This is a genomic window from Pseudomonas sp. dw_358 (assembly GCF_018449655.1).
In the GTDB taxonomy this organism is placed as follows: Bacteria; Pseudomonadota; Gammaproteobacteria; order Pseudomonadales; family Pseudomonadaceae; genus Aquipseudomonas.
In genome coordinates this window covers 44,990-61,646 of record NZ_JAAVUX010000005.1, presented here as the reverse complement: position 1 = coordinate 61,646, position 16,657 = coordinate 44,990, and the positions used below count along the sequence as shown (strand labels likewise).

Sequence of the window (16,657 nt, the reverse complement as noted above, 5' to 3'; positions counted from 1 at the left end):
CTGCGTGAGTCCAAGTCAGGTACCCATAAGATCAGGAGTTGTTATGAAAATTCGCTTGTCTGCCATCGTCCTGGGAGTGACCTTTGTCGCTTCGAATGCCCAAGCGCAGATGCTCCAACCTGGCCTGTGGGAAATGACCACCAGTAACATGCAGGTCGACGGCAACGCCATGCCGGATATGCAGATCATGCTGGCCCAATTGAAGCTTCTCGCCCCGGAACAGCGAGCCCTGATGGAGCAGATGCTGGCCAAGCAGGGTATCACTGTTGGCGACCAGGGTATCCGCTCGTGCCTGACTCCGGCTCAGGTCAAGTCTGACGATATCCCTCTCCAGGACCCGCAATCGGGGTGCACCCAAAAGATCACCGCGCGTAACGGCAAGGTGTGGAACTTTCAATTCAGTTGCCCTCGAGCCAGCGGATCGGGACAGGCGCAATTTCTCAGTGATCGAGAATTTTTGACCAAGGTGAGCGGGACCTTCAACGCTTCCGGCACCCCACAGAAAGGGAGCATGAACACTCGGGCAGTCTGGCTCGGGGCCAACTGCGGTACGGTCAAACCGCGCAGCTGATGTTCCACGTGGAACGTCGCGAAGGATAGCTCTGCAATAAGTTATGTTATAGTATAACAATTAACTTTTGCGGAGCCCGATTTGCCATGGCCACACCTCTCCCCGTCACCGTACTTTCCGGTTTCCTCGGTGCTGGAAAAAGCACCGTGCTCAATCACATCCTGCGTAATCGCGCAAACCTGCGGGTGGCGGTGATCGTCAATGACATGAGTGAGTTGAACCTCGATGGGGCCTTGGTACAGCGCGGCGTCACCCTCAACCAAGCTGAAGAAAAAATGGTGGAGATGAGCAACGGGTGTATATGTTGCACCTTGCGAGAGGACTTGCTGATCGAAGTCGGGCGCCTGGCGGCCGAGGGGCGCTTCGATTACCTGTTGATCGAGTCCACTGGCATTTCCGAGCCTTTGCCGGTAGCAGAAACCTTCACTTTCCGTGATGAGCTGGGGCAGTGCCTGGCGGATAATGCGCGCCTCGACACCTTGGTGACCGTGGTGGACGGGGTCAACTTTCTGACCGACTACTTTGCTGCCGAGGACCTCAGCACCCCTATGGCCAGCATGGAGGAGGCAGACGAGCGCAGCATCACCGAGCTGCTGATCGAGCAGGTGGAGTTTGCCGACGTTATCCTGCTGAGCAAGATCGATCTGATAAGCCGCGACGAGCGTGAAGAACTGAGCGCCATTTTGCAGCGCCTGAACAGTCGAGCTCAGGTCATTCCCATGGTCATGGGCGAGGTGCCTTTGGAGCGCATCCTGAACACTGGCCTGTTCGATTTCCAGCAGGCCGCTCAGGCACCGGGTTGGCTGCAGGTCCTGCGTGGCGCCGAAGTCCCGGAAAGCGATGAATATGCGATCGATTCGACGCTTTATCGTGCTCGCCGACCGTTTCACCCTGAGCGTTTCCATCAATTCATCAACCAGCCCTGGCGCAATGGGCGGTTGCTGCGCTCCAAGGGTTTCTTCTGGCTGGCCAGCCGGCCAGAAGATGCGCTCAGTTGGTCACAGGCTGGAGGGATCCTTCGTCATGGTCTTGCCGGACGCTGGCAGGCCGATACTGAAGATGGCCGCCAGGAGTTGGTATTCATCGGCCAGCACATCGACTCTGTGCGCTTGCATGCGCAATTGGACCAGTGCCTGCTGAGCGATATGGAAATGCAGGGGGGCCAGGGGGCATGGTGTCAGTTGCCGGATCCCTGGGGCGCTCTGTTGGACTGAATGCCCGGCACCTGCCACTGCCCGCGACTTTTCTGTTCGCAGAAGGGCCGCAGGTACGCAGCATCACTGGCGACGTCGTAATAATGAATGTCCTGGCGGTAAGGCATATTCTGAACCTGCGCACCGTGGCAGACGCCAAACGCCCCGGCGGGGCACTCGTCGACAAACTGCACGTCGACTTTTTCACCCGGCAGGTTGGGCTGGCAAAACCCGTCGTGGAATAACTTTTCGGGAATGTTGTCATTTTGCTGGCAGACCTGCACATTCAGTCGTTCACTCTGGCTGTGCACCACACAGGCCTGAGCTAGAACCTGGCCACTGGCCGCCCACAGAAGTAACCACCACCACCCACGCATTCCACAGTCTCCGGTCAGATATCACGCCATGTTGCAGCACATTCCGACCCATGTCATCGCCGGGCCCCTGGGGGCAGGCAAGACAACGTTGATTCGACACTTGATGCAGCAACGACCGGCGAACGAACGCTGGGCCGTACTGATCAACGAATTCGGCCAGATCGGCCTGGATGCCGCACTGTTGGCTACTGCGGACGATGGTATCGCACTCGGCGAGGTCGTAGGCGGCTGCCTGTGTTGCGTCAATGGCGCCCCGTTCCAGGTGGGGCTCGCGCGCCTGCTGCGCCACGCAAAACCAGACCGGCTCTTTATAGAGCCATCAGGCCTGGGCCATCCGGTGCAATTGCTGCAGCAACTGCGCCAGGCGCCCTGGCTGGGCGTACTGGATGTGCAGCCACTGGTCATGGTTCTGGACGCGGCCGCTCTCATCACCGAGCAGCGCCTGGCGCCGAGTCAGGCGGATGCACTGGCTCATGCCGAAGGTGTGGTGATGAACAAGGCTTGCGCCCTGAACGGGCAGCAGCGCCTCTGGATAAGCGAAACATGGCGGGCAACGGGTCGGGTGCTGTGGACCGATGCCGATCACGTCTCGCTGGCTGATTTGCCTCGGGGCGCCCCGGCGTCCGATGCACCGGTGGGTCACATCCTGGCGGCCCCGGCTTCTGCGCCCATTTTGCCCACGATGTGGCTGGACCCTGCAGTTCCTATCTTTGAAATCAACGATCAGGCACACGCCTGGAGTATAGGTTGGCGCTGGCACCCGAGCGTCGAATTTGATCGGCAAGCGTTGACCACGTTTGTCCAGCAACTGGGCGCCAAGCGAGCGAAGTTGGTTATCCACAGTGATGAAGGGTGGCTATCGGCCAACGCTGTGGATAACCAACGCTTGAGGTGGCAGACCAGCGAATGGCGGCGCGATTCCCGGCTTGAGCTGATCTTCAGCGCCGCCCAGCAGACGGCAGCACTGCAGGCCGGCTTGGCGGCTTGTCGCCTTGGATGAGCGGACTCAGGGACGCCAGCGTTTGTGCTCTTGGCGCCACTGGCTCATTTCGATGATCTCGGCTGTGGGCGGGGCCGGTTTGATCGAGAACGGGTAGGGCGCCAGCTCGATGATGGCCGTATGGGCACCAAACTGCGTAATGGTGCCCGGATGGCGCTGCTCGCCGGTGACGGTGAACTCGAAGTCGTAGATGCGCGCCAGACGCTTGCGGCCGTTGGCATCACGCGTAAAGCGCAGCCGCTTGAACGCGACGTTCTCGTCCAGCAACTCCAGGTCTAGCCTGGCGCAGTGCTGCTTGACCTTTTCCAGTGCCTTTTCACGCAGGCCGTGGTTGTGCCATAGCCACGCACAGACCGTGGCCAGCACCATCAGCACAAACATATTTCCGAGGGTCAACATCGAGGGGGTGCTCCAACTGATTGCGCTCAGCTTAACCGTCTGCCCCGGCGGTCGTACAGATGACTTTACTCAGGCAACAGTATGGCTCGCTGTTGGCATTTCAGAGCGCCTCTTTGCGAATTTCCTGATAACGTTTTTCCAGTTCCTGACGGATCTCTCGACGTTGCTGGGCCTGAATGAAACGGCGCTTGTCTTCACTGGTCTGGGGCTGCAGCGGCGGCACCTGCGCAGGCTTGCGCTGATCATCCACGGCCACCATGGTGAAAAAGCAGCTGTTGGTGTGACGCACCGAGCGCTCACGGATGTTTTCGGTTACCACCTTGATCCCGATCTCCATCGACGTATTGCCCGTGTAGTTGACCGAAGCGAGGAAGGTCACGAGTTCGCCGACGTGAATAGGCTCGCGAAAGATCACCTGATCGACCGACAGGGTTACCACATAGCGCCCGGCATAACGGCTGGCGCAAGCGTAAGCCACTTCATCAAGGTATTTGAGCAACGTGCCGCCATGGACATTGCCGGAGAAATTGGCCATGTCCGGTGTCATCAGGACAGTCATCGACAACTGGGCGTTTCCGGGTTCCATATCAGGGCTCACGATCGGTTTGCGTGGAAGAGAAGCCGCGCCGAATGCTGGCGCTTTGGCTTTTTACAGCAGTATCACAAGCAGCGGACGTACCGCCGCCCTCTAAGGTCACGACTGTCCGGCCATTAAGGCGGCTAAATCAGTCGTTCTGTTTCCATATATTGCACCGCCTCTTCTTGCGCTGTCTCGGTGTTAACCTTCCAGAGCCCGCATTAAAAGGAGTTTTTCATGCACGCCATCAGTTTCATCCAGGACCTGGCGGTCATCATGCTGATTGCGGGCATCGTTACCATCTTGTTTCACCGCCTCAAGCAGCCGGTGGTACTGGGCTATATCGTAGCTGGCTTCATCATTGGTCCGCATACACCTCCCTTTAGCCTGATCCACGACGAGCAGACCATTCGCACCCTGGCTGAACTCGGGGTGATTTTCCTGATGTTCTGTCTCGGGCTGGAATTCAGCCTGCGCAAGCTGTTCAAGGTCGGTGCCACGGCTTTTATCGCCGCCTTTCTCGAAATCGTACTGATGATCTGGCTGGGCTATGAAATCGGTCGATGGTTCGACTGGGGCACCATGGATTCACTGTTTCTGGGCGCCATTCTGGCCATTTCCTCTACCACCATCATCGTCAAGGCGCTCAACGACCTGAAGCTCAAGGATCAGCGCTTCGCCCAATTGATCTTTGGCGTGTTGATCGTCGAGGACATTCTGGGCATTGGGCTGATCGCGCTGTTGTCGGGCATCGCCGTAAGTGGTTCGGTGAGTTCCTCGGACGTCGCAGCCACCGTGGGCAAGCTGTCGCTGTTCATGATCGTCGCCTTGGTGATCGGTATCGTGCTAGTGCCCAGATTGCTGGCCTATGTGGCCCGCTTCAAGAGCGACGAGATGCTGCTGGTGACCGTTCTGGGGTTGTGTTTTGGTTTCTGTTTGCTGGTGGTGAAATTGGAGTACAGCATGGTGCTGGGTGCCTTCCTGATCGGTGCAATCATGGCTGAAGCCCGTCAGTTGCATCAGATCGAAAAGCTCGTGGCGCCGATCCGGGACTTGTTCAGCGCCATCTTCTTCGTGGCCATCGGCTTGATGATCGACCCCGGCGTGCTCGTGGATTACGCCTGGCCGATCGCGGTAATCAGCGTAGCGGTCATTGTCGGCAAGGTAGTGTCCTGCGGGCTCGGCGCGTTCATGGCCGGCAACGATGGACGGACGTCGTTGCGTGTGGGTATGGGCTTATCTCAGATTGGCGAGTTCTCGTTCATCATTGCGGCGTTGGGTGTCAGCCTGCAGGTAACCAGCAGCTTTCTTTACCCGGTGGCGGTGGCGGTTTCAGTGCTCACCACGCTGACTACGCCCTATCTCATTCGGGCAGCCGACCCTTTCTCGTTGCTGCTGGCGCGCTGGATGCCCCACCGGGTAGCGCGGGTATTGATGATGTATGGCGAATGGTTGCGCAGTATTCAACCTCAAGGCGAGAGTGCCGCGCTGGCCGCCATGATCCGGCGGATTCTGCTGCAGATACTGATCAACCTGGCACTGGTGGCGGGGGTGTTCTTTTGCGGCGCCTATTTCGTTGAAGGCCTGAGTCGTTACCTCCACCTTTGGATCGGTGATCTCGGCAGTCAGAAGGCCGTCATCTGGGGAGCCGCGTTGATGGTTTCACTCCCGTTCCTGGTGGCCGCCTATCGCAAGCTCAAGGCGCTCTCGATGTTGCTGGCGGAAATGAGTGTTACGCCCGAGCAGGCGGGGCGCCACACCCGGCGGGTGCGCCGGGTGGTGGCCGAAGTGATCCCGTTGCTGTCGCTTCTGGTCATCTTCCTGCTGCTGTCTGCGCTGTCGGCGAGCATTCTGCCAACGGTAGAATTGCTCGTCGTTATCACACTGAGCGCCGTGGCAGTCGCAGCCCTGTTGTGGCGCTGGCTCATCCGCGTGCACACGCGGATGCAGTTGGCGCTGATAGAGACTCTGCAGGCGTCGGACTAGCTTTCCAGCCAAACGTCCCGGGCCCAGTGCCAGACTGATTCCCAGCTGTCTTCGGTGACCAGCTCTTCTTCACCGGACCACAACAGCACGGTGCCGTCCTCTTCGACACAATAGTAGTCGTCACCGTCCTGGCAGATAGGGATCAGCTCACGGGGCACACCCAGGTCCCAGGCCGTCGCCGCGACTTCCGGCAGGTAGGTATGGGATTGCGGGTCGGTGACGGTCACCGGCTCCAGGCTGCCATACACCACATCGCTGACGGTGAGCAGGAACTCCTTGAAGACGAAGGGGATGTTGATGAACAACTGCTCTTCGATCTCCACCAATTGATCTTCGTCCGGCAGCTCCAACGGTACCGGCACCGGTTCGTTGGCTTCCCGGAGTTGCTCGATGACTTCTTCCACGATTGAATCCTCTGACAAATGTACGCGTAGCGCTTTATACATTAGCTGCAATGGCAAAAATGCAAAACCCCGGAACGAGTCCGGGGTTTTGTGTGCAACGCCTCAGTCTCAGGCGTTCTGGCGGATGCCCGCTACCAGCCAAGGCTGATTGTCGCCCTGAGAGCGCTCCATGTTCCAGCTTTCGCTGAAGGCTTCACCTTTGTCGAAACGCGAGGTCTTGGAGACACCGCTGAAGGTGAGGGTCGCAACTGTCTTGTCTGCACGGTCATCGACGCCGTCCAGTACCACCGTCAGATCATCAATGTAGGTGGACTGAAAGCCATCACCCTCGTTGGCCCGCTCCTGCTTGAGGAACTGCAGCATTTGCGGCGTGACGAACTCGGCAATCTTGTCCATTTCGTTGGCGTCCCAGTGTTGTTGCAACGACTGGAAATGGTTACGGGCGGCCGCGACGAAGTTCTGCTCGTTGAACCATGCAGGCGCATTGATCACCGGGCGGGCACTGGCAACGGGGGCGGCGCCACCGAAGAGGGATGCCTGGGGCGCTTGTGGGTTGATTTCACGCTGGTAGGGCGCCCCCGCAGCGGCCATCTCAGGCTGCTTGCGGCGACGAGCGGCGATGAAACGGAAGATCATGAAGGCAATGATGCCGATGATCAGGATGTCGAGGAACCCGCCGCCCGAGAACCCGCCGCCCATGAACATCGAGGCCAGCAGGCCGCCGGCGGCGATGCCGGCCAGAGGGCCGAGCCAACGGGAAGCGCCGCCTGCTGCTGCGGCGGCTGGCGCTGCAGCGCCGGCGGCGGCCGGGCCGGCCGATGGCGAGGTGGGCGCCGCCTGGCGGGTCTGGTGGGTCGGTGCAGCGCCGAAGCTCTTGCCGCCGCCGAAGCGCTTGGCCTGGGCATCAAGGCTCATCGTCAGACCGATGATCAGCGCCAGGGCGATGCTGAGAAAACGTTGCATAAGGGGGTTCCTAGGTGATTGCACGCACGTCATGTTGCACAGGTGTTGTGAACATGACCAGCAACAGAGTGTTTCTAGCCGTTACATAGGACTACAGGAATCCGAGAAATGTCCTACCGATGGGCAGTACAGTCTGGCTCTCGCAGGACCCAGCTTGCTCGGTCCTGCGAGTGAGGCCGGCGGAGGTTTTACAAAGCCTCGAGCTTGGCATAACCCAGCATCAGCCACTTGCTGCCTTCGGCGAAGTTGACCTGGACCCGCGCCTGGGCGCCGGAGCCTTCGAAGTTGAGGATCACGCCTTCGCCGAAGACCGAGTGCTGCACGCGCTGGCCAAGGCTGAAGGCGGTCTGCGGAATGGCGGCGCCACCGAACAGGCTCGACGTCTGTTGCTGGGGTGAGCTGAACGGGCGGCTGACGCTGTTGGACAGGCGCACCTCCTGAACCAGCCCTGGCGGAATCTCGCGGACGAAACGCGACACCTTGTTATAGGTCTCGCTGCCATACAGGCGACGCGTCTCGGCGTAGGACATGACCAGCTGTTGCATGGCCCGGGTGATGCCCACATAGGCCAGACGGCGTTCTTCTTCGAGACGACCAGGCTCCTCCAGGCTCATCTTGTGCGGAAACAGGCCTTCTTCCATACCCACCAGAAACACATAAGGAAACTCCAGGCCTTTGGCGCTATGCAGCGTCATCAGCTGAATGCTGTCCTCGTGCTCGTCGGCCTGAGTGTCGCCGGCCTCCAGTGAGGCGTGGCCGAGGAAGGCGGCCAGCGGCGTAAGGTCCGCGTCTTCATCGGTGGTTTCGAAGTTGCGCGCGGCGCTGACCAATTCCTCGAGGTTTTCTACCCGAGCCTGGCCTTTCTCGCCTTTTTCTTCCTGGTGATAAGTGATCAGTCCGGAGTGCTCGATTACCCACTGGGTCATGCTGTGCAGCGGCAATTCAGCGGTGCGGGTGGTCAACTCCTCGACCAGCGCGGTGAAGGCGCCGATGGCATTGGCCGCACGGCCATTCAGGCCCTTGTTGGCCACCAGTTGCTCCATGGCCTCCCACATCGATAGCTGGGAATGACGGGCGTGATCACGGATGGCCTCGACGGTCTTTTCACCGATGCCGCGTGGCGGGACATTGATCACCCGTTCAAGGGCGGCATCGTTCCCACGGCCATCCAGCAGGCGCAGATAGGCCATGGCGTTCTTGATTTCGGCACGCTCGAAGAAGCGCTGGCCGCCGTAGATCCGGTACGGAATGCGCTCTCGCAGCAAGGCTTCTTCCAGCACGCGGGATTGGGCGTTGGAGCGGTAGAGAATAGCGATGTCACTGCGGGCCAGTCCGGTCTTCAGTGCGCTTTCGATGGTTTCGACCACATAGCGCGCTTCGTCATGCTCGTTGAAGGCGGCATACAGGCTAAGGGGCTCGCCATCGCCGTCCTCGGTCCACAGCTCCTTGCCCAGGCGCCCGCTGTTGTTGGCGATCAAGGCGTTGGCGGCTTTCAGAATGCCGGCGGTAGAGCGGTAGTTCTGCTCCAGGCGGATCATCTGCGAGTCAGGGAAGTCGGCAGAGTACTGGTGAATGTTCTCGATCTTCGCACCGCGCCAGCCGTAGATCGACTGGTCGTCATCGCCCACCACCATGAGGCTGTCCCCCCCTTTGGCCAGCAGGCGCAGCCAGGCATACTGCACGGCGTTGGTGTCCTGGAACTCGTCCACCAGCACGTGGCGGAAGCGCCGCTGGTAATGCTCCAGCAGCCCTTGATTGTTACGCCAGAGATCCAGTGCCCGCAGCAACAGCTCCGAGAAGTCGATGACTCCGGCGCGGTCGCAGGCGGCTTCGTATGCTTCGTAGATCGAGCGCATGGTGGCCAGGAACAGATCGCCACCGGCTTGAATGTTCTGCGGCCGCAGGCCTTCGTCTTTTTGCCCGTTGATGAACCACTGAGCCTGGCGCACCGGCCAGCGCTGCTCGTCCAGACCCAGCTCGCGCATCACCCGCTTGACCAGGCGTTGCTGGTCGTCGCTGTCAAGAATCTGGAAGTTCTGCTTGAGCCCGGCTTCCTGCCAATGGGCGCGCAACAGCCGATGGGCCAGACCGTGGAAGGTGCCGACCCACATGCCGGCCGGGTTGATGCCCATCAGCTGCTCGATGCGCTGGCGCATCTCGGCAGCGGCCTTGTTGGTGAAGGTCACCGACAGCACCGAGTGGGGCGAGGCATTCTCGACCTGGATGAGCCAGGCAATTCGGTGCACCAGCACTCGGGTCTTGCCCGAGCCGGCACCGGCCAGCACTAATTGACGTCCGAGCGGAGCCGCTACGGCCTGGCGTTGGGCGTCGTTGAGGGAGTTCAGCAAAAGGGAGAGGTCATCGCGCATCGCCGCATTTTAGGGTGCTCGGTGACTCGGGAGCAAACGCCGCATTCATTTGGTTGCTAATAAATGGCCGCTTTGGTCCCATGGCCCGCTTGTGTATGCTCCTTGCAAGGCACAGACGCAGACAACCAGACTATTGCCGATGACTCGCCAAACCCGCGTGCCAGATACATCCGATCCCCTCGCTGACAGCAGCGGCAGCGCCTTTTCCGAGCAATTGGCGCTCGAACGCACGCGCATGCTCTATCAAGGGTCACTGCTGCCGACGCTGTTCATGTTGGTCAACGGGCTGCTGTGCGCTTGGTTGCTCGCTGCCCCCCGTCATTATCTGGTGGTCAGCGTATGGCTGGTGTGGCTGATGGCCTTGACCGCCCTGCGGGTGATCCAGGTGGCAGCGTTCGATTCGGCCATGCCCCATCGCCAAGCCAACCCGGTCTGGTTGCGGATGTTCATGCTGGGTTCGGCGGCCAGTGGTCTGACCCTGGGAGGCGCGGCCATCGCCCTGGTGCCGGCCGAGGATTTTGCCCAGCAGGCCTGGGTCTTCGGCCTGCTGGGCGCAGCCACCCTGTCGGCCAGTGTGGCCTATGCGGTGAGCCTGCCCGGGTTCCTGAGTTTTGCGCTGCCCTGCCTGGTCCCGCCGATTTTCTATTCCTTCCTGGTCATCGACGATTCCCATCATAGGGGCTGGGGCTGGCTGGGCCTGATTTTCCTGGTGGCGCTGTTTGTCGTGGCCTGGCAGGTGCACCGGCTGATCGAGCGCAGCCTGTTGCGCCGTTTCCACAACCAGCAATTGATCGATCACTTGCAGCAGGCGCAGGGCCGCAGCGAGCAGCTCAACCGCGAACTGGCTGAGGAGATCGATCATCGCCGTGGCGTCGAGGCCGAGTTGCGCGAAGTGCAGATCAGCCTGGAGGAGCGTGTGGCTGCGCGCAGTGCCGATCTCGATCACGCCAACCGCGCCCTGAGCAAAAGCGAGGCGCGTCTGGCCCTTGCGCTGGAAGCCAGCGCCTTGGGGCTGTGGGACTGGAATCTGCTGACCGACGAGGTTCACCACACGCAACTCAAGCAGTTGTTGGGGTTCGAGCCGGAGCAATCGGGGGCGATGCTCAAGCATCTGGCGCCGTTGCTGCATCCCGAAGATCTGCCAACCCTCAAGAAGACCCTGCTGGAACATTTGCGCGGGCGCTCGGAAAGCTATCGCGTCGAATACCGCATTCGTCACAGCGATGGTCGTTGGCTTTGGCTCGAAGACCGGGGCCGTGCCGTGGAACACGGGCCGTTTGGCCGGGTTACCCGGATGCTCGGTACCCGCCGTGATATCAGCGCCAGGAAGGTCCTGGAAGAACAGCAACGGCTGGCCGCCACGGTCTTCGAGGCCGCCAGCGAGGGCATTGCGGTACTGGATGCCGATTACCGCATGCTCGCCGTCAACCAGGCCTTCACGCGGGTGACGGGCTTCTCGGCCGACGACGTGATCGGCAAAAATGTAGCAGAACTACCCAGCAGCCATGATGCCCGTCGCCACTTCCTGCAAATCCAGCGGGCACTGTCGCAGCAGGGCGCCTGGCAGGGCGAATTGATGGAGACACGCAAGGACGGCCAGCTCTACCCGCAGTGGTTGCAACTCAATACCGTGCGCGATAACCAAGGCAAGATATGGAACATAGTGGCGTACTTCGCCGATCTCTCCGAGCGCCGCGAGTCCGAGGAGCGCATGCGCTACCTCAGTCACTTCGACGAGCTGACCGGGCTGGCCAACCGCACCTTGTTTCGCGAACGCTTGCGCGAAGCCCACCAGCGGGTTCGCCAAGGTGGGCGGAGCCTCGCGCTGCTGCATATCGACCTGGACCGCTTCAAGGTCATCAACGCCGGTTTTGGCCACGAGAGCGCCGATCAAGTCTTGCGCGAGGTGGCCAGGCGAATCGGCAGCGCTTTGCCCGAGGCGGTCGCCATCGCCCGGCTGTCGGGTGACGAGTTTGCCGTGCTGTTCGATGCCTACGCCAGTGTATCGAGCCTGGCGCGAGTCACCGACCGCCTGCTGGGCAAGCTGCGTGCGCCGCACTGGATCGATGACGAGGAAGTGGTGGTGGCCGCCTCGGTGGGGATCAGCCTGCTGCCGGAAAACGCCCGTGAGGTCCCGGAACTGCTCAGTCAGGCGAACATGGCGATGCGTCAGGCCAAGCACTTGGGCGGCAACACCTTCGAGTTCTTCACGGAAAACCTGCGCACCACCAATGTCGAACGGCTGCAGCTGGAAAACCAGTTGCGCAAAGCGATCGAGGAAGACCAACTGGAGGTCTTCTATCAACCCAAACTCAACCTGCGCCTGCAGCGCCTTGACGCTGCCGAAGCCTTGGTACGCTGGCGCCACCCGGTGCGCGGGCTGATCGGGCCGGGGGAATTCATCGCCTTGGCCGAAGAGACCGGTCTGATCAACCAGATCGGCGAGAAAGTCCTGCGCCAGGCGTGCTGGCAAGTCTGCGAGTGGCAGCGGGCGGGCCTGCCGGACGTGCGGGTGTCGGTGAATCTGTCGGTGTACCAACTGCGCCAGGGCAAGCTGCTCAGCATGGTCCGCCAGGTGCTGGAGGACACAGGCCTGTCGGGCCGCCTGCTGGAGCTGGAGCTAACAGAAACACGGCTGTTCGACAGCGTCGAGCATGTCATTTCGATCTTCCGGCAATTGCAGATGTTAGGCGTGAAGATGACCATCGACGACTTCGGTACCGGCTACTCTTCCCTGAGCTACCTGAAGCGCTTTCCGGTCGACTACGTGAAGATCGACCAGGCCTTCATCCGCGGCCTGGAAGAGGGCGAGCAGGACGCCGCGATCATCCAGGCAATCATCTCGATGGCTCACCAATTGAAATTGCAGGTGGTTGCCGAAGGGGTCGAGACCCAGGCGCAATTGAGCTTTCTGCGCGAGCACGGCTGCGACGAAGTGCAAGGCTACCTGATCAGCGAACCGATTTCCGCCGACGACCTGAGCCGATTGTTGGCCAGCGAACTGCAGGGAGAGCGCCGGGAAGTGTGGCATTGAGCCGCGCCACAAGACCGTCAGAATCCATCGGCGCGCCGGTGTTTTGACTGGGCGGATTCAAGGTCATGTAGTATAACTACAAGAATGCTACAGCCCGTTCCGCCAATAATAACTGAGTCCTGCCCTTGAACCTCTTGCAACACATTGCCCAGTCGCGCCATCTCCTGCGCAAATCGGAACTCAAGGTCGCAGACCGGGTGCTGCTTGATCCGGCTGCGGTCATGCACAGTTCCATGGCTGATCTGGCACATCAGGTAGGCATCAGCGAACCGACCATCGTGCGCTTTTGCCGAGCCATCGGCTGCACGGGGTTTCAGGATCTGAAGCTCAAGCTGGCACAAAGTCTGGCGGCGGGTGCCAGTTTCGGCCAATTCGCGATTCACGAAGACGACTCGGTCGCCGACTACAGCCTGAAAATCTTCGACACCACCCTGCACACCCTGATCGAAGTACGCGAAAAGCTTGATCCGGAGGCCTTGCAACGAGCGGTGACGGCCATGGCAGCCGCACAGCGCGTCGAATTCTATGGTTTTGGTGCCTCCGGCGCGGTCGCCGCCGATGCCCAGCACAAATTTTTTCGCTTGCTGCTGACAGCGGCAGCGTATTCCGACCCGCACATGCAGGCCATGTCGGCGGTCACTCTGAAGCCCACCGACGCGGCAATCTGCATTTCCCAGTCGGGTCGCTCGAAGGACTTGCTGATTACCGCCAACCTGGTGCGCGAGAGCGGCGCGTCGCTGATCACCCTGTGTCCGAGCCAGACGCCGCTGGCGGAGTTATCCACGGTCAACCTGGCCATCGACGTTCACGAAGACACCGAGATCTACACTCCGCTCACCTCGCGCATCGCCCACCTGGTGGTGATCGATGTGCTGGCCATGGGCGTGGCCATGGCGCGCGGGCCGACCTTGGTCAATCACTTGAAAAGCGTCAAGCGCAGCCTTCGCAGCCTGCGCCTGTCGCCCAAATCGCACAAGTCGCTGGACGACTGAGCCAGATCTTCACCAACTTGCCCTCAAATCGTCATCCAGTCTCGGCACCCTAGATGCTCCTAACCAAGCACTCGGAAATCGAACTGGGAGACAGGGCATGGCTCGTAATCACGAAGACTCGCAGCAACCGTCCAACAGCAAGACCCGGCGTCAGCAGGAAGACCAGCGGCGCATGGCGTTCCGCCGGGCGATCGAGAATCGCTGTGAAGCGCGCCGACTGGACAGTGAAACGGCAGACTTTCCCGACCTCAAGTATTGGCAGGAAGCCCCTTCGGCAGACCGTCGAAGCGTGTCGCCAGCGCACTGATCTGTGCACGCTCGGCGCGGATGAACGCTTGAAAGGCCAAGGCCACCGGTGATTGTTGCCGGGCCTTGGCTTGCACCACGCACCAACTGCGGTACAGCGGCAGCTCGTCCACTGCCAGCTCCTTGAGCAGGCCACTGCTTAATTCCAGGCTCACCGCATGGCGAGTCAGCAACGCGACGCCCAGCCCGGCACTCACGCACTCACGTTGCGCCTCGGCCGACGCCACTTCCAGCGTCTGGTTGAAGTGCACGCGTTTCTCTTTGAAATACTCCTCGCAAGCCATGCGCGTGCCTGACCCTGGCTCGCGTACCAGCAGCGTATAGGGCTCCAGATCCTGCAGGCGCAGCGGGCTCTGCTGGCTCAACGGATGATCCGGGGTGGCCACGGCAACGATCGGATTGTTCAGAAACGGCAGGAAATCCAGGCCCATGTCCTGGGGCACCATGGACATCACCGTGAGGTCGTCGCGGTTGTCCGCCAGGCGACGTATCACCTGGGCGCGGTTGACCACCGTCAGTTGCAGCTGGACCTCAGGGTGCTGGCGCTTGAAGGCGGCGAACAGGTGGGGGACGAAATACTTGGCGCTGGACTCCACCGCCAGCTTCAATTGACCTTGAAGTGAGCCCTGCAGGTCCGCCAGCTGCATGTCGAGGTTTTCAAGGCGGCCGAAGATGTCACGGCTGGCACGTTGCAGGGCTTCGGCCGCCTCGGTCAGGTACAGCTTTTTGCCGACATAATCGAAAAGCGGCTGCCCCACCAATTCCTCCAGCTGGCGTATCTGCAAGCTGACCGCCGGTTGCGTCAGCGACATTTCCTGCGCTGCTCGACTGTACGAGCGTAAATCGCACACTTCGTTGAAAACCTGAAGCTGGCGCAGCGTCATTCGCATCAGGGATTTACGCATATTTTCTCGCAAGTTAGCAGCACGTTTAAGCAACTATAAGCTTTAGCTAATGCGTACCCTAATAAATATTGATTTTTGTTAATTGCTGGCCAGGACTATGGTGACTAGGCAACCGGCTGAGCCCGGTTCGATTGATTCGGTCGAGGAACGTCCAAGTGATAAGAAAAATCCTGATCGCCAACCGGGGCGAGATCGCCGTGAGAATTGTGCGGGCCTGCGCCGAGATGGGCATCCGTTCGGTGGCCATCTACTCGGAAGTCGACCGTCATGCGCTGCACGTCAAACGTGCCGATGAAGCCCACAGCATTGGCGCCGAGCCGCTGGCCGGCTACCTCAACCCGCGCAAACTGGTGAATCTGGCGGTGGAAACCGGCTGTGACGCCTTGCACCCCGGCTACGGCTTTCTCTCCGAGAATGCCGAACTGGCCGAGATCTGTGCCGAGCGTGGGGTCAAGTTCATCGGCCCGTCCGCCGAAGTCATTCGCCGCATGGGCGACAAGACCGAGGCGCGGCGCAGCATGATCCTGGCCGGCGTACCGGTCACTCCGGGCACCGAAGGCAACGTGGCGGATATCCACGAAGCCCTGGTGGAGGGGGACCGCATCGGTTACCCGGTGATGCTCAAGGCCACTTCGGGCGGCGGCGGCCGCGGCATTCGTCGCTGCAACAGCCGAGAGGAGCTGGAGCAGGCGTTTCCACGGGTCATCTCCGAAGCCACTAAAGCCTTCGGGTCGGCGGAAGTATTTCTGGAAAAGTGCATCGTCAACCCCAAGCACATAGAAGCGCAGGTGCTGGGCGACAGCTTCGGTAACGTCGTGCATTTGTTCGAGCGCGACTGTTCGATTCAGCGTCGCAACCAAAAGCTCATTGAAATTGCCCCCAGCCCCCAACTGACCCCGGAGCAGCGCGCCTACATTGGTGACCTGTCGGTGCGGGCCGCCAAGGCGGTGGGCTACGAGAATGCTGGCACTGTGGAGTTCCTGCTCGCCGAGGGCCAGGTGTACTTCATGGAAATGAACACTCGGGTGCAGGTGGAGCACACCATCACCGAAGAAATCACCGGTATCGATATTGTCCGTGAGCAGATCCGCATCGCTTCGGGCCTGCCGTTGTCGGTCAAGCAGGAAGACATCCAGCATCGCGGTTTCGCCTTGCAATTCCGGATCAACGCCGAGGACCCGAAAAACAACTTCTTGCCCAGCTTCGGCAAGATCACTCGCTACTACGCACCGGGCGGCCCGGGTGTGCGCACCGACACGGCGATCTACACCGGCTATACCATTCCACCGTTCTACGACTCCATGTGTCTCAAGCTGGTGGTCTGGGCGTTGACGTGGGAAGAAGCCATGGACCGCGGCCTGCGCGCCCTGGACGACATGCGCCTGCAGGGGGTGAAGACCACGGCCGCGTATTACCAGGAAATTCTGCGCAACCCGGAGTTTCGCAGCGGCCAGTTCAACACCAGTTTTGTCGAAAGCCATCCCGAACTGACCCAGTACTCGATCAAGCGCAAACCCGAAGAGCTGGCCCTGGCCATCGCCGCTGCCATTGCCGCCCACGCAGGCCTGTAAGGAATACGAC

At 60.5% G+C, this 16,657-nt stretch carries 15 protein-coding genes; 8 read left to right on the top strand and 7 right to left on the bottom strand.

From position 1 onward, the window contains the following. The first annotated feature begins 43 nt into the window (after positions 1–43). Entirely contained in the window at positions 44–571 is a 528-nt protein-coding gene (locus HB675_RS09540) for a DUF3617 domain-containing protein (RefSeq protein ID WP_213878045.1), read from the top strand. An 86-nt stretch (positions 572–657) separates the two neighbouring features. Then, a complete protein-coding gene (locus tag HB675_RS09535; RefSeq protein ID WP_213878043.1) occupies positions 658–1,785 on the top strand; it encodes a GTP-binding protein in 1,128 nt (375 codons plus the stop codon). Here HB675_RS09535 and HB675_RS09530 read toward each other — a convergent pair. Beyond that, entirely contained in the window at positions 1,749–2,141 is a 393-nt protein-coding gene (locus tag HB675_RS09530; protein ID WP_213878041.1) for an NADH:ubiquinone oxidoreductase, read from the bottom strand. The two genes, HB675_RS09535 and HB675_RS09530, sit on opposite strands and share 37 nt — an antisense overlap. A gap of 28 nt (positions 2,142–2,169) precedes the next feature. On the opposite strand from HB675_RS09530, the gene HB675_RS09525 reads away from it, so the two are divergent. Beyond that, positions 2,170–3,141, top strand: coding sequence for a CobW-like GTP-binding protein (locus HB675_RS09525; RefSeq protein WP_213878039.1), 972 nt, complete (start codon positions 2,170–2,172; stop codon positions 3,139–3,141). 6 nt (positions 3,142–3,147) lie between these two features. On the opposite strand, the gene HB675_RS09520 is transcribed toward HB675_RS09525, so the two are convergent. Both HB675_RS09520 and HB675_RS09515 read right to left on the bottom strand, forming a co-directional pair. Further along, complete coding sequence (locus HB675_RS09520) at positions 3,148–3,540, bottom strand: DUF3301 domain-containing protein (protein ID WP_213878037.1); 393 nt, start codon at positions 3,538–3,540, stop codon at positions 3,148–3,150. A 100-nt stretch (positions 3,541–3,640) separates the two neighbouring features. Next, positions 3,641–4,126 (bottom strand): acyl-CoA thioesterase, encoded by a 486-nt coding sequence (locus HB675_RS09515; RefSeq protein WP_213878035.1) that lies wholly within the window; start codon positions 4,124–4,126, stop codon positions 3,641–3,643. 228 nt (positions 4,127–4,354) lie between these two features. On the opposite strand from HB675_RS09515, the gene HB675_RS09510 reads away from it, so the two are divergent. Next, positions 4,355–6,103, top strand: coding sequence for a cation:proton antiporter (locus HB675_RS09510; protein WP_213878033.1), 1,749 nt, complete (start codon positions 4,355–4,357; stop codon positions 6,101–6,103). Here the strand turns inward: HB675_RS09510 and HB675_RS09505 are convergent. The 3 genes from HB675_RS09505 to uvrD all read right to left on the bottom strand — a co-directional run bounded on the left by HB675_RS09505 (position 6,100) and on the right by uvrD (position 9,839). After that, positions 6,100–6,507, bottom strand: coding sequence for an SMI1/KNR4 family protein (locus HB675_RS09505; protein ID WP_213878031.1), 408 nt, complete (start codon positions 6,505–6,507; stop codon positions 6,100–6,102). The genes HB675_RS09510 and HB675_RS09505 overlap by 4 nt on opposite strands. 108 nt (positions 6,508–6,615) lie before the next feature. Then, positions 6,616–7,470: a TIM44-like domain-containing protein gene (locus HB675_RS09500; protein ID WP_213878029.1), complete on the bottom strand. Its 855-nt coding sequence runs from the start codon at positions 7,468–7,470 to the stop codon at positions 6,616–6,618. A 188-nt stretch (positions 7,471–7,658) separates the two neighbouring features. Then, positions 7,659–9,839 carry a DNA helicase II gene (gene uvrD, locus HB675_RS09495; RefSeq protein WP_213878028.1) on the bottom strand — a complete coding sequence of 727 codons (2,181 nt, stop codon included), beginning with the start codon at positions 9,837–9,839 and terminating at the stop codon, positions 7,659–7,661. Between the two features lie 139 nt (positions 9,840–9,978). Here uvrD and HB675_RS09490 point away from each other — a divergent pair, with 139 nt between their 5' ends. The 3 genes from HB675_RS09490 (at position 9,979) to HB675_RS09480 (ending at position 14,172) form a co-directional block, all read left to right on the top strand. Further along, positions 9,979–12,873 carry an EAL domain-containing protein gene (locus tag HB675_RS09490; RefSeq protein WP_213878026.1) on the top strand — a complete coding sequence of 965 codons (2,895 nt, stop codon included), beginning with the start codon at positions 9,979–9,981 and terminating at the stop codon, positions 12,871–12,873. A gap of 125 nt (positions 12,874–12,998) precedes the next feature. Continuing rightward, complete coding sequence (gene hexR, locus HB675_RS09485) at positions 12,999–13,865, top strand: transcriptional regulator HexR (protein WP_213878024.1); 867 nt, start codon at positions 12,999–13,001, stop codon at positions 13,863–13,865. A gap of 97 nt (positions 13,866–13,962) precedes the next feature. Then, positions 13,963–14,172, top strand: coding sequence for a hypothetical protein (locus HB675_RS09480; RefSeq protein WP_213878022.1), 210 nt, complete (start codon positions 13,963–13,965; stop codon positions 14,170–14,172). Here HB675_RS09480 and HB675_RS09475 read toward each other — a convergent pair. Continuing rightward, entirely contained in the window at positions 14,114–15,076 is a 963-nt protein-coding gene (locus tag HB675_RS09475) for a LysR family transcriptional regulator (protein ID WP_213878020.1), read from the bottom strand. The genes HB675_RS09480 and HB675_RS09475 overlap by 59 nt on opposite strands. A gap of 155 nt (positions 15,077–15,231) precedes the next feature. On the opposite strand from HB675_RS09475, the gene HB675_RS09470 reads away from it, so the two are divergent. Further along, positions 15,232–16,647, top strand: coding sequence for an acetyl-CoA carboxylase biotin carboxylase subunit (locus HB675_RS09470; RefSeq protein ID WP_213878018.1), 1,416 nt, complete (start codon positions 15,232–15,234; stop codon positions 16,645–16,647). The last annotated feature ends 10 nt before the right edge of the window (positions 16,648–16,657 follow it).